Annotated in this window: 21 protein-coding genes; all 21 read right to left on the bottom strand. The window is 39.5% G+C overall.

Going from position 1 to position 23,325, the window contains the following annotated elements; translation table 11 throughout:
- Window positions 1-34 precede the first annotated feature (34 nt).
- Window positions 35-5,932 (bottom strand): ZmpA/ZmpB/ZmpC family metallo-endopeptidase, encoded by a 5,898-nt coding sequence (locus DXN33_RS01700; protein WP_115904161.1) that lies wholly within the window; start codon window positions 5,930-5,932, stop codon window positions 35-37.
- A gap of 2 nt (window positions 5,933-5,934) precedes the next feature.
- A complete protein-coding gene (locus tag DXN33_RS01695; RefSeq protein ID WP_049510992.1) occupies window positions 5,935-6,498 on the bottom strand; it encodes a TIGR01440 family protein in 564 nt (187 codons plus the stop codon).
- A gap of 114 nt (window positions 6,499-6,612) precedes the next feature.
- Window positions 6,613-8,304: a sensor histidine kinase gene (locus tag DXN33_RS01690; RefSeq protein WP_115904160.1), complete on the bottom strand. Its 1,692-nt coding sequence runs from the start codon at window positions 8,302-8,304 to the stop codon at window positions 6,613-6,615.
- Window positions 8,301-9,038 carry a response regulator transcription factor gene (locus DXN33_RS01685; protein WP_004261873.1) on the bottom strand — a complete coding sequence of 246 codons (738 nt, stop codon included), beginning with the start codon at window positions 9,036-9,038 and terminating at the stop codon, window positions 8,301-8,303. The genes DXN33_RS01690 and DXN33_RS01685 overlap by 4 nt, the downstream gene beginning before the upstream one ends.
- A 70-nt stretch (window positions 9,039-9,108) precedes the next feature.
- A complete protein-coding gene (msrB, locus tag DXN33_RS01680) occupies window positions 9,109-10,221 on the bottom strand; it encodes a peptide-methionine (R)-S-oxide reductase MsrB (RefSeq protein ID WP_115904159.1) in 1,113 nt (370 codons plus the stop codon).
- Between the two features lie 9 nt (window positions 10,222-10,230).
- Window positions 10,231-10,794: a redoxin family protein gene (locus tag DXN33_RS01675; protein ID WP_115904158.1), complete on the bottom strand. Its 564-nt coding sequence runs from the start codon at window positions 10,792-10,794 to the stop codon at window positions 10,231-10,233.
- 13 nt (window positions 10,795-10,807) lie between these two features.
- Entirely contained in the window at window positions 10,808-11,509 is a 702-nt protein-coding gene (gene ccdA2, locus DXN33_RS01670; RefSeq protein ID WP_115904157.1) for a thiol-disulfide oxidoreductase-associated membrane protein CcdA2, read from the bottom strand.
- A gap of 166 nt (window positions 11,510-11,675) precedes the next feature.
- The gene (locus tag DXN33_RS01665; RefSeq protein ID WP_115904156.1) at window positions 11,676-12,224 is read right to left on the bottom strand and encodes a GNAT family N-acetyltransferase; all 549 of its coding nucleotides are present in this window, start codon (window positions 12,222-12,224) and stop codon (window positions 11,676-11,678) included.
- Between the two features lie 448 nt (window positions 12,225-12,672).
- Window positions 12,673-13,497, bottom strand: coding sequence for an ammonia-dependent NAD(+) synthetase (gene nadE, locus DXN33_RS01660; RefSeq protein ID WP_115904155.1), 825 nt, complete (start codon window positions 13,495-13,497; stop codon window positions 12,673-12,675).
- Window positions 13,494-14,954: a nicotinate phosphoribosyltransferase gene (locus DXN33_RS01655; protein ID WP_115904154.1), complete on the bottom strand. Its 1,461-nt coding sequence runs from the start codon at window positions 14,952-14,954 to the stop codon at window positions 13,494-13,496. Before DXN33_RS01655 ends, nadE begins: the two co-directional genes overlap by 4 nt.
- A gap of 114 nt (window positions 14,955-15,068) precedes the next feature.
- Entirely contained in the window at window positions 15,069-15,557 is a 489-nt protein-coding gene (locus tag DXN33_RS01650) for a DUF6773 family protein (RefSeq protein WP_115904153.1), read from the bottom strand.
- Window positions 15,547-15,756, bottom strand: coding sequence for a helix-turn-helix transcriptional regulator (locus tag DXN33_RS01645; protein ID WP_001107500.1), 210 nt, complete (start codon window positions 15,754-15,756; stop codon window positions 15,547-15,549). Before DXN33_RS01645 ends, DXN33_RS01650 begins: the two co-directional genes overlap by 11 nt.
- Window positions 15,757-16,133: 377 nt before the next feature.
- Window positions 16,134-16,862, bottom strand: a complete 729-nt coding sequence (locus DXN33_RS01640; RefSeq protein WP_049552261.1) for an ABC transporter permease — start codon at window positions 16,860-16,862, stop codon at window positions 16,134-16,136.
- 15 nt (window positions 16,863-16,877) lie between these two features.
- Window positions 16,878-17,723: an ABC transporter ATP-binding protein gene (locus DXN33_RS01635; protein ID WP_115904152.1), complete on the bottom strand. Its 846-nt coding sequence runs from the start codon at window positions 17,721-17,723 to the stop codon at window positions 16,878-16,880.
- Window positions 17,724-17,901: 178 nt separating this feature from the next.
- Complete coding sequence (locus DXN33_RS09620) at window positions 17,902-18,060, bottom strand: hypothetical protein (RefSeq protein ID WP_083279222.1); 159 nt, start codon at window positions 18,058-18,060, stop codon at window positions 17,902-17,904.
- Window positions 18,061-18,105: 45 nt separating this feature from the next.
- Window positions 18,106-18,516: a GNAT family N-acetyltransferase gene (locus tag DXN33_RS01630; RefSeq protein WP_084862528.1), complete on the bottom strand. Its 411-nt coding sequence runs from the start codon at window positions 18,514-18,516 to the stop codon at window positions 18,106-18,108.
- A gap of 100 nt (window positions 18,517-18,616) precedes the next feature.
- Complete coding sequence (locus DXN33_RS01625) at window positions 18,617-19,981, bottom strand: amino acid permease (protein ID WP_049552262.1); 1,365 nt, start codon at window positions 19,979-19,981, stop codon at window positions 18,617-18,619.
- Window positions 19,982-20,054: 73 nt separating this feature from the next.
- Window positions 20,055-20,537, bottom strand: a complete 483-nt coding sequence (gene greA / locus DXN33_RS01620) for a transcription elongation factor GreA (protein WP_000818768.1) — start codon at window positions 20,535-20,537, stop codon at window positions 20,055-20,057.
- Window positions 20,538-20,597: 60 nt separating this feature from the next.
- Complete coding sequence (gene mltG / locus DXN33_RS01615; RefSeq protein ID WP_084862529.1) at window positions 20,598-22,292, bottom strand: endolytic transglycosylase MltG; 1,695 nt, start codon at window positions 22,290-22,292, stop codon at window positions 20,598-20,600.
- A 79-nt stretch (window positions 22,293-22,371) separates the two neighbouring features.
- The gene (locus tag DXN33_RS01610) at window positions 22,372-22,866 is read right to left on the bottom strand and encodes a GNAT family N-acetyltransferase (RefSeq protein WP_084862531.1); all 495 of its coding nucleotides are present in this window, start codon (window positions 22,864-22,866) and stop codon (window positions 22,372-22,374) included.
- Window positions 22,863-23,324 carry a GNAT family N-acetyltransferase gene (locus tag DXN33_RS01605; RefSeq protein ID WP_084862533.1) on the bottom strand — a complete coding sequence of 154 codons (462 nt, stop codon included), beginning with the start codon at window positions 23,322-23,324 and terminating at the stop codon, window positions 22,863-22,865. The genes DXN33_RS01610 and DXN33_RS01605 overlap by 4 nt, the downstream gene beginning before the upstream one ends.
- Between the last annotated feature and the right edge of the window lies 1 nt (window position 23,325).

The following is a 23,325-nucleotide window of genomic DNA, read 5'->3' as shown; positions in this document are numbered from 1 at the left end:
CTGATCTACCTTTTTATTATTTTCTTACTATTGATTATGCTTTAGTGAATAAATCACCAGCAAATCCATCTGATTTTTGCAAGAGTTGTTTGTAAACCTTCCATTTAAGATCTACAGTATTCTTGAAATCATTACCTTGAAGGTCTTTTTCGACCGCTGCATCAAATAAGGTCTGAAGTTGTGCGTAAGTTGAAATCTTTTGACCATCGATTTCAATTTCAACAAAACCTCTTTGGGCTTTTTCGTGTACTTCATGATACCATGCTTTCTTCCATGCTTCTAAGCTTTGGAATTTGCCGTTAGAAACTTTATTAATAATAAAGTCATCACCAAGACCTACATTACCAGCAGCTTTAGATTCTTGCTTGTATTTGTTTGATGCATAACCTAAGAACCCGTCTAGGTAACCGAAGTAACCCCACATACGGAAGGTATTATGTTTGAATGAGATTGAACCAACCGCACTCTTACTTGTATTACCACCATAAATACCTGTCATCATATTTACTACAGTATAAGCAGAATCAAATCCTTCAGTACGGTAATGACCATTTCCTGGTAATCCATGTTTCGTTGCAAAGTTTCCATCAACCAGTTGATCAATACTTGTCAGCTTCGTATTCTTTTCGTCATCATTCAAATCACGAACTAAATCCCATTGGTGTGGTTCACCAACTAAGCCATTGCGATCCGCTTTTTCGCGATATTTCTTATCGATCTTCTTGAACCACTTATCGTTTGTCCCAGTATTTTTCTTGATGACAGACTCAGCTTCTAAGTAATCAAGCATCATCATGGATTCATTGTAATTCTTCATGTAGTGATCGATTTTCTCACGACTATTTAACACATTTGGATTATAGTTGTAAATTTGATTTCCATCATTTTGACGTTCGTAAGCCATGTTTAATCCTAAGGCACCATATTCACCATTTGGATTTGAAACTGATGGTGATTGCAACATACCTTGAGCAAAGGCTTCAACGTCTGTTCCTTCACGGTGACGCCATGTTCCTAAGTAGGCCATACGGTCATTGATGTGAGTTGTTTCGTGAGTGAATGCAGATGTACCAAAATCACTAATCATGCTAGAGATGATGTAATATACGGCCTCTTGTGGTTGTGGATTTTGGAAGATATAAGCGTATGCACCCATTCCATTGTATCCGTGCCACTTATCAGTCGGACCATAGAATTCACGAATTGGAGCAAAATCGCCTTTCTTCGTATGTCCCATACGGTCAACCCATCCCAAACCTGGTACATCATGGTTATCCCAAATTGCAGATGGTACCATATTTTCACTCTTAAGAAGATTATTTCGTACATTATCAGCAGCAAGTCTTGACCAGAAGTCTAAATAATTGATTTGTTCTTGCGCACGTAAATCAACCTGCTTCTTGAACGCTTCACGTTCTTCTGCTGTGTTCTTACCATATTTCTCAAATGAACTAAAGGCAATGGTATTATAGGTCGTAATTAAGATCATATGCGCTTTCTTCAAATTCAGAAGTGGTAAAATATAACGTCCGTGATGCCCATTATTAATTACTTCATATAATTTATGTTTCTTATTAGCGAAATCTGGATTTGATGATTGTTTCTCAACAACATAAGCGTTATCTGCAATGTTATTCTTGAACCAAGTATTCATATCTGTTTCACTAGTGAATAATTCCATGTTGTACTTCAGGAATTCGTGTAAGTTAGCTTTACCAGTAGCACTTGCAAGAGCTCTGTTAAATGCATCATGTGATTGATCACCTTTTAGGTTGTTACCATTTGAAGCGAAGCTGATTAATCTATCAAGTACGTTAACGTTCTTACCGTAGAAATCCGGTTTGAAGGTCATCATATTTTTGATATTTAATCCGTCAAATTTAATTCCATAGTATTGGTTTAAATAAGCCAGAGCTAACATGATTTTAGCTTTGTTATCTTCAACTTTTTTAATCAATGCACGTTTAGCTGCTTCGTCCGTATTTAATTGATGGTCTTCATTTTCAACTAAAGCTTTAACTAAAGCATCAAGATTATCTTTTACTTCTTTGAAGCTTTCTTCCATGTATAACATCTTAGGATTGTTATTAATCTTACGAACTTCATCTGAATCAAGTTCAACAGAAGCTAATTTAGCTTTGATATCGCTGATCAATTGTGTCCTATCTTTAACAACCATATTTGGTGTATAGACAATATCACCTAATCCTTCAATACTATATTCACGAACTTGTTGAACCTTAGATTCTTTTTGTGTAATAGCTTTAATTTCTTTCGTCTTATCAGCGTAATGAATCATAATATGGTCAGCATCTGATAAGTCGGTCACAAATTGTCCATCTTTCATACCTGTAACAGATAAAACTTCAGTAGTTAGTAATTTAGAATCTGCAGGAATCTTGTTCCCTTGGTTGACAATCCATTCTTTATTGTAGAATGGTTGAAGTTTTTCGATGTTACGATAAGCAAGTTCGCGAGATACGTCATAATCTTGAGTATCTTTATAAGTATCTGTTTTTGGTTTTACGTTATTAAGTGCATCTTCAACAAGAGGTTTAATTTCAAACTTATCAGCTGTAATTCCGAATGATTCTATTTTTTTATTTGCATCTTCTAGGCTGATTTCTTGGATTCGATTACTACGAGAACCGTTAAATGAGTGAGAACCTTCACTCACATCTTTAACAACGTAGTTTCTTTCAATCCAGTTTTTTGTGTAATATCCACCTTCTGCTTCTAAATCTCTAGAACCGTAGAATTCTTCACCGTTTTTGACTTTCATCATTGAAACTGTGTCAGCAACACGCCCCCATGTCCAGTTTTTACTAATGAAACCACCTACCTCAACAGGGTTCTTCACATCAATAGTTCCTTTAGTAACAGCGTTACGAACAGAAGCGTATTTATCAATACCATTAGGATCAGAACCATTATCTGTTCTAGCAACAAGACCACCAACACGTGCTCTATCTGCAACAATATCAGCATCTACGTATGCATGTTTAATATTACCACGCCAAAGTTCTCCGGCGATACCACCAAGATCCCAACCTTTATTACCGACACCTGTTAGTTTACCGATGAAAGCAACATTTTTAAGAAGTCCACCAGTATCTCCTTTATTTACGATACCAGCAATACCATCTTTACCAAGGATACTACCAGTTACCTTAACATTTTCAACTGTGGCATTTTTAATTACTCTTGATAGTGCGGAAATATTTTCAATCCAAGGCATATTAATATTAACATTACCTAAGTTAATGTTTTTAACTGTACCGCCTTCAACGTTATCGAATAACTGACGAGCCATATTATGAATGGTATATTGTTTACCGTCAACACTTGTTAAAGTTCCGCTAAATTTACCAGGTACATATTGTTTATTCGGAGTTGGTACATTTGCTGCATTCAAATCTGCACCAAGTTTAAAGGTACCACTTGGATTAGCTTTCATAGCCGTTACTAGGTCGTTAAAGCTATAATATACATCACCATCGTGTGCTTTTTGTTTTTCAAAGTAATGGACATACTCTTCGCTAAGTGTGTTGTCAGAATTCCGTTGAATCAAATCAGGTGCTTTGGCAGTGACTTTGTATAAAGTTTTTCCGTCTTTTTCTACTTCTTCAATCTTGTCAACAGCCAGTCTTGTTATTTTATTGTCATGAGTGGTCACTCGTAAATAAAGCGGAGCAAGATCAGTTGGTTTTTCTGTCAGCAAACTAGTATCTGTTTCATTACCGTCAGCATCCACACTCATCAAGCTTGTTTCTTTGATGTTTTTGATTTCAACTTTTTTGAGGTCAATTCTTAGCGGTTCTTCTTTAAGAACTTCTTCCTCATCACCCTCACCACGGTCATAAACCATCTTAGTTTCAAGTTTATAATCCTTGTAGTACTGCAAATCTGTCAAGGTCGTTGTCAAGTCGTCTGGTGAAACATTCAAAGTTTTAACAATTTCATCACCCTTTTTCAGAGTTAGAGTGATAGATTTAATGGCTGCTTTACTTGGATTTTCCAAATTATAACGAATTTGAGATGATCGTTTCAAATCATTAACATCAACAAGTGACAAACTTAAGATTGGTTTTTCAAAGTTTTTAGTTCCTAATTTGACGATACGATCTTGGTCTAACTCCAGAACCTGTTCCACAATTTTAGGTGCTTCTTCAGTTTTTAAACCTTTGAGAGTTTTGTAAGTCTTGGTAACTTTTTTCTGCCCATCTTTTCCTTCTTGGACAGTAACTCTTTCACCCTTTTTCAGTTGGTCATCTTCTTTAAGAACTTCCTTAAATGGAATCTTTTCAAGACTTTCTTCCACCAGAGTTCCTTCAATTGGTTTTGTCCCACGGCTTATTTTTTTAGTGACTGGTTCTTTGACAACAGTAGTTGTTGTATTTAAAACTTGGTCAGTCTCAACACCTTCGAGAGTCTTATAAGTCGTTTTGGTAATTTTACTGCCCTTTTCTCCATCTTGAACTACAGTTTCTTCATCCGTATATTTGGTTGGATCCTCGATAATTTCTGTCTTATAGTCAATCTCAGTAGTAGTTTCTTTCGTAACCGCTCCCTCAGTTACTTTGTACTCAGGTAACTGTTCTTGTATAAGGGCTTGACCTGCTTTACCTTCCTCTTGTGTACCTTTTACTTCTACTTGGGCTTCTGGTAATTTTGGCTGTGTCAGAGCTTGACCTGCTTTACCTTCTTCTTGAGTGCCCTTCGTTTCAACTGGAGCCTCTGGCAATTCGGGTTGTGTTAGAGATTGTCCTTCTTTGCCTGCCTCTTGGGTTCCTTTTGCTTCAACTGGAGCCTCTGGTAGTTCTGGTTGTGTTAGAGCTTGACCTTCTTTGCCTGCCTCTTGGGTTCCTTTTGCTTCAACTGGAGCCTCTGGTAAGGTTGGTTGCGTTAAGGCTTGACCTTCTTTGCCTGCCTCTTGCGTTCCTTTAGCTACCTGATGCGTTGGTTCAGCTTGTGGTACTGGAGTTGGGGCAGGTTGCTCTTCTTTCTTAGTTCCGACTGCAATGACTTGCGAAACAGGATTTTGAACCACTTGGTCTTCGATGACTTCTCTAACTTCTTGACCATTAACCATCGATACTTTGGTTACAATGCGACGCTGACCATTTACTCCAGCTGTGACGATACGAGTCTGTCCTTCTGCTAGATTGGTATCTGGGCTTGTGACTGTTTCAAAAGGAATATCTACCAAGCTCTCTTCCAGTCTTGACTGAGGTTTCTCAGAAACTGGTTTTTCTTGAACTACTTCTGTCTTATCAATTTCATTTGCACTTTGCTTTTCTACTGGCAACTGAGGCTTCTCAGCTGAAGCTGGCCTTGATGGATGGAGTTCTGCTTCCTTGAAGTATCCAATGTATTCATAGCCATCAATGTGGATAATCCCTTCAGCCAAACCTTCATGTGTAGAAGCCGAAATAGTTTGGTTATAAGAAAGCAATTCTTTATTTTCAAACGCAAATGTGGTGAAAGGAACAAAGTTGCTTGCACCAATCGAACTAATTAATAAGACACCAAGCACCTTACCACGATGTTTTTTAGAGATTAATAAAACAGCCAAAGAAGCCGTAGCCAACCCTATACCAGCCAAGGCTAATTCTTTACTCCCTGTATAAGGAAGTTCTTGGTAGGTACTAGCATTCTTTCGATACACTGCATAGATAATATCATCCTCTTGAAACTCCGAAGGGACTTCATGGTGAATTAAGGCTTTTTCAGACTCGGTCAATTCCTGCTCCGCCAAATAACGGTAATGAACGCTATGAGCTCCACCAACTTCATTGGCTTGTACCTTATCTACTGAAAGGGCACTTGCACCAAAAAGGAAGGCCCCGATGGCTACAGGACCAACCCCAACAGTTAACTTGCGAATGGAATATTTAGTAATTTTTTCAAGTTGTTGTTTTGTTTTTCTCATTCTTATGACTTTCTAATAGAATCTTGCGGATAGTGCGCACGCGCACCTCCAATTAATTTTGGACGACTAGCAAGAGCCGTTACATGGGCATGCCCAATTTCTCTCAAAAGAGGGCGAATCGGAACCTGAACATGCTTGACATGCATGCCAATTGCAGTGTCTCCGATATCCAATCCAGCATGAGCCTTGATAAATTCAACCTCAACTGGATCTTGCATAAACTTGAAGGCTGCCAACTGACCTGAACCTCCTGCATGAAGGGTAGGAAGGACACTAACTATTTCCAGAGCAAACTGCTCTGCAACCTGACGTTCAACAACGAGGGCCCGATTGACATGTTCACAACCTTGAACAGCTAGATGAATTCCTTTTTCCTCTAGGATATCTAGGATGGTCTTCACAATGATTTCCCCAATTTCTTGGCTGGATTCCTTACCAATCTGACCACCTATCACTTCACTAGAAGAAAGGCCCAAAACAAAGATAGATCCTTGCTTCAAATTGGCCTTTTCTAACACATCTTCTACAATCTGGCTTGTTTCTCTTTGAATGTCTTTTTCCTTCATACTTGATACCTCTTTTGTCACTATCTATCATATCGTTTTTTCTTGTTTTTAGCAAGATAGACAACCTAGAAAGCTTGCCCAATTACGCATAAAACTCCCAGAATTGACTGGGAGTTAGCTAGTTTCTATTCTATTTATGTATATTTCAACCGTCGTTCCTTTGCAAGGTGCAGAATCAATCTTCATCTGATAATCTTCTCCAAAATGAAGTTTAAGACGCTGGTCAACATTTGGCAGACCAACTCCTCCACGTTTGAGCTGACTCTGACTACTATCGCTAGCATCTTGGAAGCCAACGCCATCATCTTCAATGCGGATGACTAGTCCTCTATACTGTTTCTGAACAGAAACTTTAATATGTCCCTGACCTTCCTTCTCCTTGATGCCATGGTAAAGAGCATTTTCTACTAGAGGTTGCAACACCAGCTTGGGCAAGACTAGATTATCGAAGGCAGGATTTTCATTAATTTCGTATTCCAGCTTATCGCCATAGCGTTGTTTCTGGATAAAGAGATACTGGCGGACATGGTTAATTTCGTCAGACAGGCAAATCAAATCTTTACCCTGATTGAGCGCTAGGCGGAAATAAGTCGCCAAGGACTTGGTCACCTGAACCACTCGCTGACTATCCTGAAATTCAGCCATCCAGATGATGGTGTCCAAAGTATTGTAGAGGAAATGGGGGTTAATCTGACTCGACAAGGCTTGAAGTTCATACTGACGGGTCGTTTCTTCCTGTTTGCGCACATCTGCCATCAGCTGATCAATCTGATCCAACATGGCATTAAACTGACGAGTCACTTCTCTCAGTTCATAGGCACCAGCTTCTTTGGCACGAAGATTTTGAGCACCAGAAGCAATTTCCAACATTGTTTCTCTCAAATCCTTCAAAGGGGCAATCCAGCGTTTAAGACTGAACCACACCAAACAGAGACAGGCCAGAAGAGATGTAACGCTAGCACCGAGCAAGGTCCACATGAGTTGACTCCGAACCTTGTCTAGCTTCTCCAGTGAAGACACGCCCAGCACCGTCCAATCAGTTCCTGCAATCTTTTCTTGACTGACATAGGATTTGTGATCTGGAGTATAGCCCTGCCCTGTCTCAATATAGGGTTTCATGGCCTCCATTTCGCTAGACGAACTATAAACTGTGTGTTGAGGATGATAAACAAATTCATGATTTTCATTGATGATAAAGGCAAAGCCCTGCTGACCCAACTGAAGTTGGTTAAGATAGGCTTCCAGAGTTTCGTAAGAAATATCCAAACGAAGAACGCCCAGATTAGCTCCCTTTGCATCAACAAGTTCTTGAGTGACAGAAATGACCCACTGGCTATCTGATTTACGAGCTGGTGTCAAAACGGGCTTAGCTCCCTGATGAATAGCCTTTTGGTACCAATCCTCAGTCATCATATCTGAGGAAGTTTTCATCTGCACACTATCATCCGTAGAAATGACCTGACCAGATTTGGTTACCAGTACAACAGCTTTCAAGTCCTGGTCTGCCTTCAAAATGGTCAAAAATAGATCTCGAATTCCCTTGACCTTGTCTTGATTGGGGTTCTCAGCATAAGCTAGGACGTCCGCCTGCTGGGTCAAGCTAGTCGAGGTGGTTTCTAATTTTTTGATATAAGAATGGATAAAGTGACTAGTCTGGCTGATAGTCGTTTGGCTATTGCCTTCAATGGTAGCCTCAATGGCTGAAGAACTAGATTGATAGTAGAAAGTCCCAACCAGAGCTAGGAGAATGAGAAAGACCAGAAAGATAGAAATAACCATTCTAACTAGGAGTGAAGAACGCTTCATCGACCTTCCCCCTTCTTAAACTGACGAGGTGTCACACCTGCAATCTGTTTAAAACGTTGGGTAAAGTAGTTCATATCTTCAAAACCAACCTTCTCTGCAATCTCGTAAATTTTCAGATCCGTAGTTAAAAGCAAGAGCTTGGCCTGTTTGACACGTTCTCGCACCAAATAATCCTGAAAAGGTAGGCCCAACTCTTTCTTAATCAAGGAACTCAGATAAGTCGGACTAAAGCCCAAGTCACTGGCCAAAGACTTTAAACTAAATTGGCTATCAGCCAGATGGGACTGGATTTTCTGGGCCATATTTCCCTCAAACTTATCGGTCAATAAATCTTGTAATTGCTCTTCCTTTTCTTCCTTATCCAACTTTTGCTTGATTTTCCCCAACATTTCCTCAATATCCTGACGAGAAAAGGGCTTGAGCAGATAATCGTCCACACCTAGTTTGACAGCAGACAAAGCATAATCAAAATCATCGTAACCTGTTAAAAAGACCAAATGCACCTGAGGATAGGTTTCTCGGACCAGACTGGCTAACTGGATGCCATTTAGCTGAGGCATGTTGATATCGGTTAGAATGATATCCGGCACCTGCTTTTGTATCAATTCCCAAGCCTGTCTTCCATTTTCAGCTTGACCGATAATTTCCATATCGTAGGCTGCTACATTGACCAGTTTGGTCAAGCCTTGTCTTACCAGATATTCATCCTCTACGATTAAGATTGTGTAGGTCATGCTTCTCTCCTTTGTCACTTACTAGTATCAGTATAGCAAAATTCTCCTCTAACTGCTTAGGAAAGCCCTCTTAATCGACATAATCTAGTAAATAAGCGTAGCCTTTTTCTTCCATTTGGTCTTTGGGAATAAAACGGATTGAGAGACTATTGATACAGTAGCGTAAGCCACCCTTGTCCTGAGGCCCATCTGTAAAGACATGGCCAAGGTGAGAATCTCCAACTCGGCTCCGCACTTCCATACGCGTCATATTGTAAGACTTATCTTCCTTGTAGGTGGCAACATCTGGGCTGATAGGTTGGGTGAAACTAGGCCAACCACAACCAGACTCAAACTTGTCCTTTGATGAAAAGAGGGGTTCGCCAGTTGCCACATCCACATAGATACCAGATTCAAATTTATCCCAATAGCGGTTTGAGAAAGCCCGTTCTGTTTGATTTTTCTGGGTAACTGCATACTCCTCAGGTGACAGGGTCTTTTTCAATTCTTCATCGCTTGGTTTAGGATATTTGCTGGCATCAATGACGGGGTAGGCAGCCTGATTGACATTGATATGGCAGTAGCCATTTGGATTTTTCTTCAGATAATCTTGATGGTAATCCTCAGCCACCACAAAATTCTTCAAGTTCTCCTTCTCAACTGCCAAAGGTTGGTCGTATTTCTTAGCCACCTCATCAAATACTTGGTTAATTACCTCCAAATCCTTTTCATCTGTGTAATAAACACCGGTACGGTACTGGGTCCCCACATCATTTCCTTGTTTATTTTTGCTGGTTGGATTGATAATGCGGAAGTAATGAAGCAGGATTTCCTTGAGGGAAATTTGCTTGGCATCATAGGTGACATGGACAGTCTCCGCATGTCCTGTTTGGTTAATCAATTCGTACTTGGTTGTTTCCCCTCTACCGTTTGCATAGCCTGAAACGGCATCTGTCACTCCGGGAACGCGTGAGAAGTATTCCTCCACTCCCCAGAAACATCCCCCAGCTAGATAAATTTCATGCAAATCTGCGTCTTTACTAATTTCTGTTTTTTTCACTGTTTTTCCTCCTTGGCTAACTGCCGCTTTCTCAATTTGCGAGCTATCTGTCTGCCCTGCATTTCGCATCAATAGAAAATAGAAACCGGTTATGGCTAGGAAAAAAATCCCTGCCAAGACAAACAATTTTACTTTATCATTCATGACCTTTCTCTACCCCATTTCTTTCAATGTTTTTAAAATCATATCCTTGTCCATAAAACCAGGTTGCGTTTTAACCAGCTTGCCTTCCTTGTCTATAAAGGCTTGAGTTGGGTAAGAACGAACACCATAACTTTCCAAAAGTTTGCCTGACGGATCAATTAGAACTGGGAAATTTTTATAATCCAAGCCCTTGTACCAGTTCTTAAAGTCTGCTTCAGCTTGTTCCCCCTTGTGTCCAGGAGACACCACTGTCAAGACCACATAGTCGTCTCCAGCATCCTTAGCAATTTCATCCGTATCTGGAAGGCTGGCTAGACAGATGGAACACCAAGAAGCCCAGAATTTGAGATAGACTTTCTTGCCCTTGTAATCAGATAAACGGTAGGTCTTGCCATCTACTCCCGTCAGTTCGAAATCAGCAACTGCTTGACCTTTAGTTGCAGTTTGCGCACTGACTTGTTCTGTTTTGGTTTGCTCCTTCATAGTAGACTCGTCTGACATATTTTTAGCTGAACAGGCTGCCAAGCAACAGATTGATCCGACTCCAAGGAGACATGTTTGCCATTTTTTCATTTCTTTTTCCTCTCTATTCAAATAATGTAGTCAAAATAGAAGCATTTCCCAAAAGCACCAAGATTCCCATTACGATTATGAGGAAACCACCCACTTTTTTGAGAGTTCCGAGGTAGGGATGTAGTTTTCGAAAATGTTTTAAAACATAGCTGGAGGCGAGAGCTAGAACCAAAAATGGTAGCGCCAACCCCAGCGTGTAAATCAACATGAGACCAGCTCCCTGCCAAGCACCTGAAGCCGCCAAGGCCAAAACAGAGCCCAGAACCGGACCCACACAAGGCGTCCAAGCAAAGCTAAAGGTCAACCCCAGTAAAAATGCCTGACTATAGCCCTTACCCTTTTGCCCCTGTCTTTGTAATTGTAGCCTTCTTTCCTTGTAGAGCCCCTGCAAATGTAAGACTTCCATCTGGTGCAAGCCCAAGAGAATGATAACCGCACCCGTCACATACTGAAACCAAGAAGCATACAGCAAATTGCCTAAAAAACCAGCTCCATAGCCCAGTAAGATAAAGATAAAAGAAATCCCCGCTATAAAGGCCAGAGTTCGCAATAGACTAACAAGTGAGATTGAATATTTTCCACTATAATCCTGAGCACCATCTTTGTCATCCAACAAGACACCTGCATAAACCGGTAACAAGGGTAAAATACAAGGAGAAAAGAAGGAAAGAATTCCAGCAAGAAAAACACTGATAAAAAAGATAATATTATCCATTGCCTTCCTCCATTCTTTGATTTGATAGGACTATTATAGCTCCAAAAATCAAGAAAAAATAGGGACAATGATAGGGTAAAATAGGAATTTAATCAGGTTATGTAAAAAATATTGCAAAAAAAGCCAGACACAGTCTGACTTTGATAGAAACAGAAAAGAAAATTCACTACTCTTCCCTACTTATCTGATAATAAATTAAGTCCGCCAGATATCCTTTTCTCTCTACACCATTGGCAATAGTTTTTAGATAGGACATTCCAGCCTTCTCCATGACACGACCTGAAGCTGGATTAAGACTGGCATATCGTGCTCTGACCTTTTTAAAACCTGCTTGAGTAAAACAAAAGTCCAAGACAGCTTTCAAGGCCTCCGTCATTATACCATGACCCCAGTATTTCTTGCCTAACACATAACCAATTTCACAAGAAGAATCGTTCTCATCTATTGCAACGATGCTGATATCTCCTATCACCTGCTCTGGCTTTTCTTTGAGACAAATAGCCCATTTGTAATAGTTGGGATTGGCATAGGAGGCAACCCAATTGCGAATCGAATTTCGAGTCACCTTGACATCAGGATGAGGATCCCAAGTTACGTAGGTTAGATTTTCAGCGGACGAAGCCCAATTCTGAAACATGGCTTCTGCATCACTTTCCACAAATCTTCTTAAAATCAAACGTTCTGTCTGTAATGTTTGTGTACCGATAGATTTCACGAAACTACCTCGCTTTCTGATAGATGATTCTATGTCCAATCTCCATTTATATTTGCTTTGCTTTTGAATTTCAAGGTAATAAGCTAAAAAGGTTTCTCGGACCTTCTTCGCTTACCTGTTTCCATGCTCAGGGTAAAAAGACTAAACTCAGTAACAACTAAAAAACAAGTTTTTCATCTAGTTCCTTGACGCAGTCGCTGTCTGGTTTGAAATACGCTCTAGCAAGCTTTTTCAAACCTAGTCATCGTTGCGGGGGTGAAACGACAAAATCGAACTCGGTGAGTTACCGAACCTTCCTCGTTTTTCTATTTTTAGACTCGGGCTAAAAAGGCCCCCCGGACCTTCTCTCACTTTCTTATTTCAAGGCGAGAGGCTGAAAACCTCCACTGGAGGTTATTCTTGCTTCCCAGTTTCTAGGCAAGAAGCTAAAAAGGTCCCCCGGACCTTTTTACTCCCAAAAGTCATCAAATACGGTGATTGGTAGGTGGCGTTTGTGTTGGTCTTTGTGCCACCAGTTTTCGATAGTCGTTTGGGCTTCTGGGCTGATTGTTTTGCCTTCTAAGTAGTCGTCAATCTCTTCATAGGTGACTCCGAGGGCTACTTCGTCAGCTAGGCCTGGTTTGTCTTCTTCTAGGTCTGCTGTTGGGATTTTTTCATAAAGGGCTGGGTCTGCACCTAGTTCTTGCAAGAGTTGTTTTCCTTGACGTTTATTGAGACGGAAAAGAGGTAAAATATCTGCGCCTCCGTCACCAAACTTGGTAAAGAAACCTGTGATATTTTCCGCAGCATGGTCTGTTCCAATGACCGCTCCGCTATGGGCACCAGCCAGGGCATATTGGGCAATCATACGGCAACGAGCCTTGATATTGCCCTTGTTGAAGTCTGAAACAGGGCTTCCTGTCGCTTCAACTACAACTGTCATAGCGTCAACTGATTCCTTGATATTGACAACTAAACTGACATCTGGCTGGATAAAGGCTAGGGCTTTTTGAGCATCTGCTTCATCAGCTTGCACTCCGTATGGCAAGCGGACAGCGATAAATTTGTAGCTGTCATCTCCTGTTTCTGCTCGCAGTTCTTCCATAGCCAATTGGGCCAAGCGTCCTGCCAAGGTTGAGTCTTGTCCCCCAGAAATACCTAGCACAAAGGTTTTAAGAAAGGGATGTTTTTTCAAATATCTTTTTAAGAAATCAATGGAACGACGGATTTCTTCTTGGGCATCAATCACTGGTTTGACACCCAGCTCTTGGATAATCGTTTCTTGCAAACTCATTCTTCTTCTCCTTCGCCGAGAGCTTCCTTGCGCATCTTGTCAATCAAGTCCATCTTGTCTTGCCATACATCACGCGCCAAATCCACTGGATAATGTTGCGGATTGAGCACGCGCTTGTACTCATCCCAAAGCTTGTCAAATTCCTTACGGGCATAAGCCTGAATCTCAGTCAAGCTAGGCAGGTTGTAAATCAATTTTCCGTCCTTAAAAATATCCACCAAGAGAGGAACAGCATCAAAATTACGAACGGTCTTCTTGATGTAAGTATAAGTCGGATGGAACATCTTGATTTCTGTCATGTCGCCAACATCTACACCATCATAAGTGATATAGTCGCCTTCTGACTTGCCTTTTTCACGACTGGTAATGCGCCACACCTGCTTCTTACCTGGTGTAGACACTTTTTCCGCATTATTAGACAGCTTGATCGTATTACGCATCTGGCCATTTTCATCTTCGATGGCAACAATCTTATAAACTGCACCAAGAGCTGGCTGGTCATAGGCTGTAATCAGCTTAGTTCCCACACCCCAGACATCAATCTTGGCCTTTTGCATCTTGAGGTTGAGGATGGTATTTTCATCTAGATCATTAGAAGCATAAATCTTAGCCTCTGTAAATCCAGCCTCGTCCAGTTGCTGACGGACTTTCTTAGAAATGTAGGCAATATCCCCAGAGTCAATCCGCACACCCATAAAGTTAATCTGATCACCCAGCTCACGCGCCACCTGAATGGCAGCTGGCACACCGATACGAAGGGTGTCATAGGTATCCACAAGAAAGACGCAATTTTTGTGGGTCGCAGCGTAAGCCTTGAAAGCCTCATAGTCATTGCCATAAACCTGCACCAAGGCATGGGCATGGGTCCCCAAGACAGGAATGTCAAAGAGTTTACCAGCACGCACATTGCTAGTCCCATTGGCGCCACCAATCACCGCTGCGCGTGTTCCCCAGATAGCCGCATCCATTTCTTGCGCCCGACGTGTTCCAAACTCCATCAAGGGCTCATCTTCTATAACCGAGCGAATACGAGCTGCCTTAGTTGCCACTAATGTCTGGTAGTTGACGATGTTCAAAAGAGCCGTTTCGACCAACTGACATTGGGCTAGAGGGCCTTCCACCTGCACAATTGGTTCATTAGCAAAGACCAAGTCCCCTTCTTGGGCAGAACGAACGGTCAACTCCAACTTGAAATTGCGAAGGTAGTCCAAGAATGCACCATGATAACCAAGCGACTCCAAATAGGCAATATCACTATCTGAAAAACGCAAGTTTTCAAGATAGTTCACAATTCTTTCTAAACCTGCAAAAACCGCATAGCCATTCTTAAAAGGCTGTTGGCGGAAATAAACCTCAAAGACCGCCTTTTTATTGTGAATCCCTTGGTCAAAGTAAACTTGCATCATGTTAATCTGGTACAAGTCCGTGTGCAATGTCAAACTATCATCTGGATACATACTTTTCCTACTTCCTTAGCTAGAAACACATGAAATTTTCAAAAACTTTCATGTATTCCAATAAATTAGTACTATTATATCACATTTTAGCTGGATTGAGAAAAGAGTAACAAGCTATTCTCCACTCTCCAGTTCATCCATATCTTGTTCAAACTTTTTCTGAGTCCATTCGCCATAGCTCTTAAGACCAAGATTGCCAATAAAGACCCAGGGAAGGTAAATAACATAAGTAATTGCCCAAGCAGATAGGTATTTAACGTTCAAAGGATTGTGCTGATAAACTTCTATGTTGAATTGATAATTCTGTAACATCAAAAGAGCCGTAATAGCCAAGGTTAGGAAAAAACAACCCAAAATCGTAAAATGAAAACGACTATAGTAGGTCACTCCCAGATAACGGGCACGATTGAAAAAGAAGAAAATTCCTACTATCAGAGTATAGACTAGAAAATTCGGATTAAAAAGAGATGGAGCCAACACTGCCACCAAATAGCTTAGAAGTACAAGCCCAATAAAGAGTGAAAAAGACTCTGCCCCAGCTTTATTGATTAGTTGTTCTTCTCTTTCGTCAAGTAATTGATAATGAATGAATTTATTTACCATCTTCTTCCTCCCAAAATAGTTGGTCTAGGGTTTTTCCTAAACATCTGCAAATAGACTGGCAAAGCGAGAGACTGGGATTGTATTTCCCTGCCTCTATCAAACCAATAGTCTGGCGCGTCACCCCCACAGCCTCTGCCAATTGACCTTGAGTTAAATCAAGCTCTACCCGAGCTAATTTTAATTTTAAATTTTTAGCCACCTGCGTCCTCCTTATAGTTTTAATACTCATCTACTCTTAAAAAATCCAAAATCAACACAAGCTGTCAGCTATTTATTATAACCTCATTAATTAGCACTCCAATATTATCTTCAGACTAAAATCAGTATGTTGGATTGTTTGAAATAAACTTCCTAGTTTGCTATTTGATTTTTTGTTTAGTATTAGCTTTAGTAGGGTCTTTTAAACGAGTTTTGATTGCTTGTATTCTTATTTAATTGCTTTCATATCACTATTATATAATGCTTTTGGAAATGAGTCTAGCATAAGACAAAAACGTGTACACAACAAGAGCAGGAGCATAGCAAGATGACTGATTTTTGCTGGATTTTAAGTCTGCAAAATAATACTAAATGAAACTAAAATGAATACTCCTTGCTTTTCTTGAGAGTGAACAAGTACAGTAAAATGATTGTAGTGATTACCACAAGATACTGACTAATAGACATCGTATTTGAAGCTACAAATACAGGTAAAGAATAAAAAGGAAGAAGTTCAATTGCTTTGATAAACAAATCATTACTAGTATTCATCATAATCGTATTTAATATATTAGGGATAAAGAGTAGTAAAGCTACTAAAATACCAAATACCAAGCCACTTTTCAATTTGTATAAATAGAAAATATAAGATAATAGAAAATAAAATAGGACTAACAAAATTGTATTGACTACAATGGATACTATAAAATCTAATCCTAAATCACCTGGAACACCCAATTTACTTACGATGACTAGTAGCACAATGCCATTCAAAGAATAAATAATGGAAACTGAGATGACATATAGAAAATTAGACCAGACGTAAATCATCCGATTTTTCTGTTGATTATAAAATAAACTGATCGTATTGTGGGAAAAATCCCTGCTAATAATTCGATTTGCATGTATAATAGCCATTAACATACCGAGCATAGCATAAAAGTTTGAAATATGCTTAATACCAAGCGATGTCCCTTGAGTCTTTAGAATAAAGAATGTAACCAATATCGGCGGTATAAACGAGATAATCAAACCGAGATATATTACGCCTGATGAATATAAATCTCTTATATTTTCCTTAAGAAAATTCAATTTATTTAATTTCATGATTATAACCTTCCTTTATTTTGAACGATTTAGATAAATATCTTTAAGCGTCTCTTTTTTAGTTTCAAAATCAACTACTTTAATAGAGTTTTCGTTAAAAAATTTAAAAAGCTCACTACTTTGAATATTCCCAGACATAGTAATTCTCAGTCCCTCTTTCTGAACAATATCCCCAAATTCTTGTTTGGTAATAAAAATGTCTTTATCTGTAGCTGATGAAAAAGCTATCTCAAACAAGCAATTATGACTATCTTTTCCTACTTTTTGAAATGTCAAAAGCCCGTTCTCCAAGAAAAGAACCCTCTCACAAATTTCTTCAATATCTTCTAATTTATGACTCGATATTAAAATTCCCACATTTTCATGTAAAGCTAAATTTTTTAGAACCGCTAAAACTATTTGTGATGATTCAATATCTAAACCATTAGTCGGTTCATCTAAAATCAATATATCAGGTTCCGTAACGAGAGTTAGAAGCAAAGCTAATTTTTGTTTTGTACCCAAAGAATAGGTCTTTACTTTTTTATTAATAGACTGAGTCAAATCTAACTCTTGGATCAAACTTCCAAATCTTTCTTGATTGTAGTCAATACCATATAAATTTGACAAATATTTTAAATTCTCTAAACCTGTTTTAGATAAAAATAATTTTGGTTCTTCGATTAAATACCCAACATTATCACTACTTATAATATTCCCTAAATTCGGTTGATTATTCTGAACAAGAATTTTCATCAATGTACTCTTGCCAACTCCGTTTCTCCCTACTAGACCAACAATTTCACCCTTATTAAGTGCGAAATTTATATCTTTGAGAATGGTTGAATGACCATAATTTTTACTTACATTTATAACTTCCATTTTTTAATTCCTCCATTAATATTCTTGGTTTTCTCTTTGATCATCATTAATTTTAAAAAGTTGCGCCTCTTTTTAACAACATTATATCATATATCTAACTTAATGCAATATATAAATGTCATTTTGTAAAATTTTATTAACAAAAAACTCTCTACCATAAAAATAGAGAGTGTTAAGTTTAAATATAGGATTTCAAAATATCGACGACATCACTTCTTTTCTTAACCTGATAGGACTTGATTCCCAATTTCTCAGCTACGATTGCATTGTCTTCAATATCGTCTAGAAAGACACAATTTGTAGGATTTAACTGGTATTTATCGAGAATCCCCTTCATACTTATGTCAAGAACCCCTCTTTGATTTATGCTTTCATATTCATCTTACAGATTCTTTTGGTAATAATATCTTTGCCCAATGTAGGGATAGTCTTGTAAGCTAAAGACTTCCTTGTAGCCATGCATTTTATAAAAATCTGGAGCTTGAAACTGGTAGGTATTGACAAAAGCAAAACGACAGTTTCGATTCTTAGCTTCAGTTTCTGCTTGTTGCAATAGTTTTGAACCGATTCCTTGCCCTCTAAGTTCCTCTTTTACAAATAAATACTCGATTTCTAGCCAATTTCCAAAAGTCTCTGCTATCAAACCCGCCAGGAGATTGCCCTTTTCATCTTCGACATAAAGATTAAGTGGCTTACTTTCAGCCTCTTCTCTTTTTGAACGATTATAAGCACGAATCAGATTCCCTATTTCTTGTGATTTATGGGATTCCTTATTTTCCAATCTAAAGTACATCTAAATCTCCTTAAATACTGTTACAGCTTGATTATAGTCTTATTTCAATAGACTGTCAAACTAGCAAAAACTCACCAACCTGAGTTGATGAGTTTCAAATCTATTTTCTAAATTTCCACTGGCTATAAATCCCGAAACCGATAATCCAGATAGCTGATCCGATTGCTCCTACAAATGTAGACTCTTGTAAAAAGAGGGTTACGAAGACAAAGGCAAAGAAGAGCATGGTTAAAGGATTTAGGAAACGATAATGGGGCATGAGATAGCCATCCGCCATAAAGTCTGGTGACTTGCGGTATTTAAGGTGAGCCACCATAATCAAGATATAAATGGCAATATAAACACCTGATGATGATGCCGTAATCAAGGCAAAGGCATCTGAAACACCTGGCAAGACATTAATAAAGGCTGCTAGGGCAATCAAGATTGCTGAAGCGATGATGGCATTTTGTGGCACATTGTGGCGAGAAAGAGTATCTGCCTTAATAGCCTTTAAGAATGAATTTGGCGAATCATGAGCAATCTGGTACAAATGACGTCCTGTTGAATAAAGGGTTGAGTTAAGAGCAGATGCTGCTGATGTCAAAACGACGAAGTTAATCAAGGCTGCTGCCCACTTGATACCTGCCAATTCAAATACTGTAACAAAAGGAGAATCAGCAGAAGCAAGCTCACGCCATGGAATGATAGCCATGATGGCTAAGAGGGCACCACCGTAGAAAAAGGCGATACGCAAAGGAATTTCCTTAACGGCTTTTGGCAAGACTTGACGTGGATTTTTGGTTTCAGAAGTTGTTACCCCGATAAACTCAATCATGAGGTAAGCAAAGAAAACCATCTGAAAGGCCATGACAAAGTTCACTCCACCATTAGGGAAGAGGGAGAAATTGTCGGTGATATTGGCCAAACTTGCTACTCCATGTGGTGTCTTAAAGCCTGTCAAGACCATAAAGACTCCTGTGGCAATCATAGCTAAAATAGCCACAATCTTGACCATCGCAAACCAAAACTCAACTTCCCCAAAGAGCTTCACCGCAATCAGATTGACTAAGGCTAGAATGGTCAAAAATCCAATCTCAATCATCCAACTTGGCCAGCTAGGGAACCAAAACTGAACATAGTGAGAGATAGCAGTGATTTCCGCCATACCTATAAAGACAACGGATAGCCAGTAGGACCAAACCGAGAAATAACCCCAGCCCTTACCCAAATGGCGCGTGATAAAGTTGATAAAGGTATGTTGCTCAGGGTCTTGGTAGAGCATTTCCCCAACCGCACGCATCATAAGGAACATGAAAGCCCCAGTAATCATATAAATCAGTACAATGGAAGGACCTGTAAGGCTAATAGAACGACCTGCTCCCAAAAAGAGTCCTGTTCCGATTGTTCCCGCAATGGCCATAACCTGCACGTGACGATTAGTCAGACCACGCTCCATCTTGTTTTTTTTCTTCTTTGAACTCATATAGTCTCCAATTCTTTTTAAACCTAAAAAGGAGCAAAGAAGGATTTTTCCCTCTTTTTACTCCTTTTAATCATTAGGCTGTTTTTTCAACCTTCAAGATTTTTACATCATAGCTACCAACAGGTGTTTCAATTGTTGCTGTATCACCTGTTTTCTTGCCAATCAAGGCTTGTCCAATTGGGCTTTCATTTGAAACTTTACCTGCAAAGGCATCCGCACCCGCTGAACCTACGATAATATAAACTTCTTCTTCGTCCTCACCAATTTCTTGGATAGTGACTGTTTTACCAATCGCTACTTCGTCTTGGGCAACTGAGTCACTATTGACGATTTCAGCATAACGGATTTTTGTTTCCAAGCTAGAGATTTGTCCTTCGACAAAGGCTTGTTCATCCTTAGCTGCTTCGTATTCACTGTTTTCAGAAAGGTCACCGTATGAACGGGCAATCTTAATGCGTTCTACCACTTCTGGACGGCGGACCAATTTCAATTCTTCTAATTCTTTTTCAAGTTTTTCCTTTTCCTCAAGGGTCATAGGATATGTTTTTTCTGCCATTTTTCTCAACTTTCCTTCGATAATATTGAATCTCTATCTGAGATTCTCATGTTTGTAGTCTTAGTTTGAACTACTATTTTGAGTAAGCTTGCTATTGACGTGCTCAGCTACATTACGATCATGTTCTTCCTGTGTCACTGCGTAATAGACTTTACCATCTGTAACATTGGCTACAAAGTATAGGTTCTCACTCTTAGTTTGATTGATACTTGCTTCAATCGCGTCCTGACTTGGGCTATCTACTGGACCAGGCATCAAACCAGGTTTTGTATAAACATTGTATGGTGAATTAATCGATGTATCAATTCCAGCATCATCTGCTAGGCTGATATTTTGACCAAGTTTCCCTTGGGCATACAAGATTGCAATATTGCTTTGAAGTGGCATACCAAGATTCAAACGGTTGTAGAAAACACCCGCAATCAACTTACGGTCTTCAGTCTTAGCCCCTTCTTTTTCAACCAGTGAAGCAATTGTTAGCAATTCATTGACTGTCAAGTTCTTAGACTTAATTGCACTATAGTGCGGAGTCAAGGTCTTATCCATAGCTGCCAGCATCTCATCAATCAAGCTTTCAATAGTTGTGCTTTCCTTGATAGAGTAGGTCGCTGGGAAAAGATAACCTTCCAAACGGTAACGAGCTCCACTTTCTTTCGTTGGCAAGCTTTCGAGTAGGTTTGGATATTTAGCAACTTCTTGACTGATAAAGTTGTCATCTTGCACTTTAGCCAAGAAAGCTTCCGCTGTCAAAGGTTCTTTAAATTCACCTTGTAATTGGCCTACAGCTTGGGCGATTTGATCAATGGTATATCCTTCTGGAATTGTCAAGTTTGCAAGAGATGGAGCCTGAGGTTCAGGTGTACCACCTTTTTGCAGTTCCTTAATGATGTCCTCTGTACTCATGCTCTTTTGCAAATTGTAATATCCAGCCTTCAAATCTGAATAATTCTTATATTTTGCATAGAAAGCAAAAATCACACCGTGTTTAATCACACCAGAATGCTCAAGAGTTGATCCGATTTCTTGGACATTGGCTCCTTCTGGAATTTGAACAGTCACATATTCCTTAGAATTTGCATCAACAGGTAGCAAGGATGACTGAACATACTGATAACCGAAGTAACCACCTGCCGAAATCAAGGCTAGGAAAATCAGTAGAGAAATGAAGAATGCCTTCAAATGTGATTTTTTCTTCTTAACTGGTTTAACTGTCTCACGGCGACTACGTCTAGGAACTGAACCTAGGCTATCTGCCGATTCAGCTAACTCAGATAGCTCATTATCCACTGCAGGAGTACTAACTTCTTCCTGTTGTCTACTTGTTTTATACGATACCGCAACCTTTGTTGGAATCTCGTTAAATTCTTTGTCTTCGTTAAGTTTTACAGGTTCTACTTTTGGTTGAACTGGCTCGAAAACAGGTTCTACTGGTTCAACTACCGCTTCAATTTTAGGTTCTGCAACTTCTTCATTTCCTGCAATTTCATCCGAAATATTATTAGAACGTGATGGAACACCAGGAGCATTCTTTAATATTTGATCCACAACAGAAAGAGAATTAGCCATCAACTCTTCTGCTGAAGGTTCATGTTCCTGAGTTGAAGGATCTACTGAATCTTCTTGAGATAAAGGAGTTTCAAAACTTGTAATCTCGTTTTCTTGCTCACTTCTATCTTGTTTTTTTACTCTCTCTAAATCACGTAAAATTTGCTCTTTAAAGCTTAATTTTTCGTCTTCTCTTGTTTTTTCACTCAAAAGTTTATCCTCCTCGTTGACAATCCATAATATTATATCTTAAAAACGAAAGAAAAGCAACCTAGCATGCTTTTCTCGCTTATTTTTTAGCTTCCCAGACCATATCATACCAGGTTTCCCCTGCAAAGGTTGACTGAGACCGGCCTTCATTGACAAATCCATGTTTTTCGTAGTAGGCGATGAGATAGTCATGACAGGTTAGGTTAATACCTTCTCTTTCGTGTTCAAGAGCCAACTCTTTCAAGGCTGTTAATAATTTTTGACCAAGTCCAAGGCCCTGTGCTTCCTTGGCAATGGAAAGACAGGTCACAGAGATATAACCACCCGGCTCATGACTATAATCTTCTATCTCTTCTGTAAAAGACTGATCTTGCAGATGACGGTGTGGTCCAACTGGCCCTTCTATATACCCCATGATTCTGCCTTCTTTTTCTGCAACCAGAAACGAGGTCTGAATTTTTCGCAAATGAGCTTCAAAAACCGAGCGAGGAATGGCTTCTTCAAGTGAGAAATTTTCTAGTTCAATCTCAACGATACGATCTAAATCTTCTAATCTTGCTTTCCTGATTTTCATTGTGCCTCCAGATAAAAGGGATTAAACCAAATCATACTAAAACCTTGACTAGCTGCATAAAGGGAAGTTTCTTCATCAATAAAACCGTTCATTTCAAAATAGGATAGCAACTCATCAGGACTCTTCAAACGAATAGCTTTGTAATCCAGCTCAACCGCCACCTCTTTCAAGGCTGCAAGAAGAAGCGTGCCCAAGCCCTGTCTCTGATGGCCAGAGTCAATGACTAAAGAATGCATTTCTAGACATTGCGGATTATGTGGCTGAGGATCGCCTAGAACATAGCCCAGAAGCTGATTTTCATCCCTAGCTAGAAGAAAGGTATCCGCACACTTACGGATACTTTCTTCTAAAATATGGGAAGGTTGCTGCTTTTCAGCTGGAAAAGATGAGGCCTGAAGTGCCTCTATCTCAGTTAAATCAGACTTACTTGCCCGAATGATTTTAATTGGAATTTCCATG

The organism is Streptococcus sp. NM, assembly GCF_003390135.1.
In the GTDB taxonomy this organism is placed as follows: Bacteria; Bacillota; Bacilli; order Lactobacillales; family Streptococcaceae; genus Streptococcus.
The sequence above is the reverse complement of the archived record's forward strand: the minus strand, read 5'-3'. Positions and strand labels throughout refer to the sequence as shown.

Excerpts from the sequence above, each read along its gene's own strand:
- DXN33_RS01685 (WP_004261873.1), bottom strand. The coding sequence starts at position 9,038 with ATGACCTACACAATCTTAATCGTAGAGGATGAATATCTGGTAAGACAA.
- DXN33_RS01630 (WP_084862528.1), bottom strand. The coding sequence starts at position 18,516 with ATGTACTTTAGATTGGAAAATAAGGAATCCCATAAATCACAAGAAATA.
- DXN33_RS01610 (WP_084862531.1), bottom strand. The coding sequence starts at position 22,866 with ATGAAAATCAGGAAAGCAAGATTAGAAGATTTAGATCGTATCGTTGAG.
- DXN33_RS01650 (WP_115904153.1), bottom strand. The coding sequence starts at position 15,557 with ATGGTAAATAAATTCATTCATTATCAATTACTTGACGAAAGAGAAGAA.
- DXN33_RS01635 (WP_115904152.1), bottom strand. The coding sequence starts at position 17,723 with ATGGAAGTTATAAATGTAAGTAAAAATTATGGTCATTCAACCATTCTC.
- DXN33_RS01655 (WP_115904154.1), bottom strand. The coding sequence starts at position 14,954 with ATGTATCCAGATGATAGTTTGACATTGCACACGGACTTGTACCAGATT.
- DXN33_RS09620 (WP_083279222.1), bottom strand. The coding sequence starts at position 18,060 with ATGAAGGGGATTCTCGATAAATACCAGTTAAATCCTACAAATTGTGTC.
- greA (WP_000818768.1), bottom strand. The coding sequence starts at position 20,537 with ATGGCAGAAAAAACATATCCTATGACCCTTGAGGAAAAGGAAAAACTT.
- DXN33_RS01625 (WP_049552262.1), bottom strand. The coding sequence starts at position 19,981 with ATGAGTTCAAAGAAGAAAAAAAACAAGATGGAGCGTGGTCTGACTAAT.
- DXN33_RS01695 (WP_049510992.1), bottom strand. The coding sequence starts at position 6,498 with ATGAAGGAAAAAGACATTCAAAGAGAAACAAGCCAGATTGTAGAAGAT.
- nadE (WP_115904155.1), bottom strand. The coding sequence starts at position 13,497 with ATGAGTTTGCAAGAAACGATTATCCAAGAGCTGGGTGTCAAACCAGTG.
- DXN33_RS01700 (WP_115904161.1), bottom strand. The coding sequence starts at position 5,932 with ATGAGAAAAACAAAACAACAACTTGAAAAAATTACTAAATATTCCATT.
- DXN33_RS01640 (WP_049552261.1), bottom strand. The coding sequence starts at position 16,862 with ATGAAATTAAATAAATTGAATTTTCTTAAGGAAAATATAAGAGATTTA.
- ccdA2 (WP_115904157.1), bottom strand. The coding sequence starts at position 11,509 with ATGGATAATATTATCTTTTTTATCAGTGTTTTTCTTGCTGGAATTCTT.
- msrB (WP_115904159.1), bottom strand. The coding sequence starts at position 10,221 with ATGAATGATAAAGTAAAATTGTTTGTCTTGGCAGGGATTTTTTTCCTA.
- DXN33_RS01675 (WP_115904158.1), bottom strand. The coding sequence starts at position 10,794 with ATGAAAAAATGGCAAACATGTCTCCTTGGAGTCGGATCAATCTGTTGC.
- DXN33_RS01605 (WP_084862533.1), bottom strand. The coding sequence starts at position 23,324 with ATGGAAATTCCAATTAAAATCATTCGGGCAAGTAAGTCTGATTTAACT.
- DXN33_RS01690 (WP_115904160.1), bottom strand. The coding sequence starts at position 8,304 with ATGAAGCGTTCTTCACTCCTAGTTAGAATGGTTATTTCTATCTTTCTG.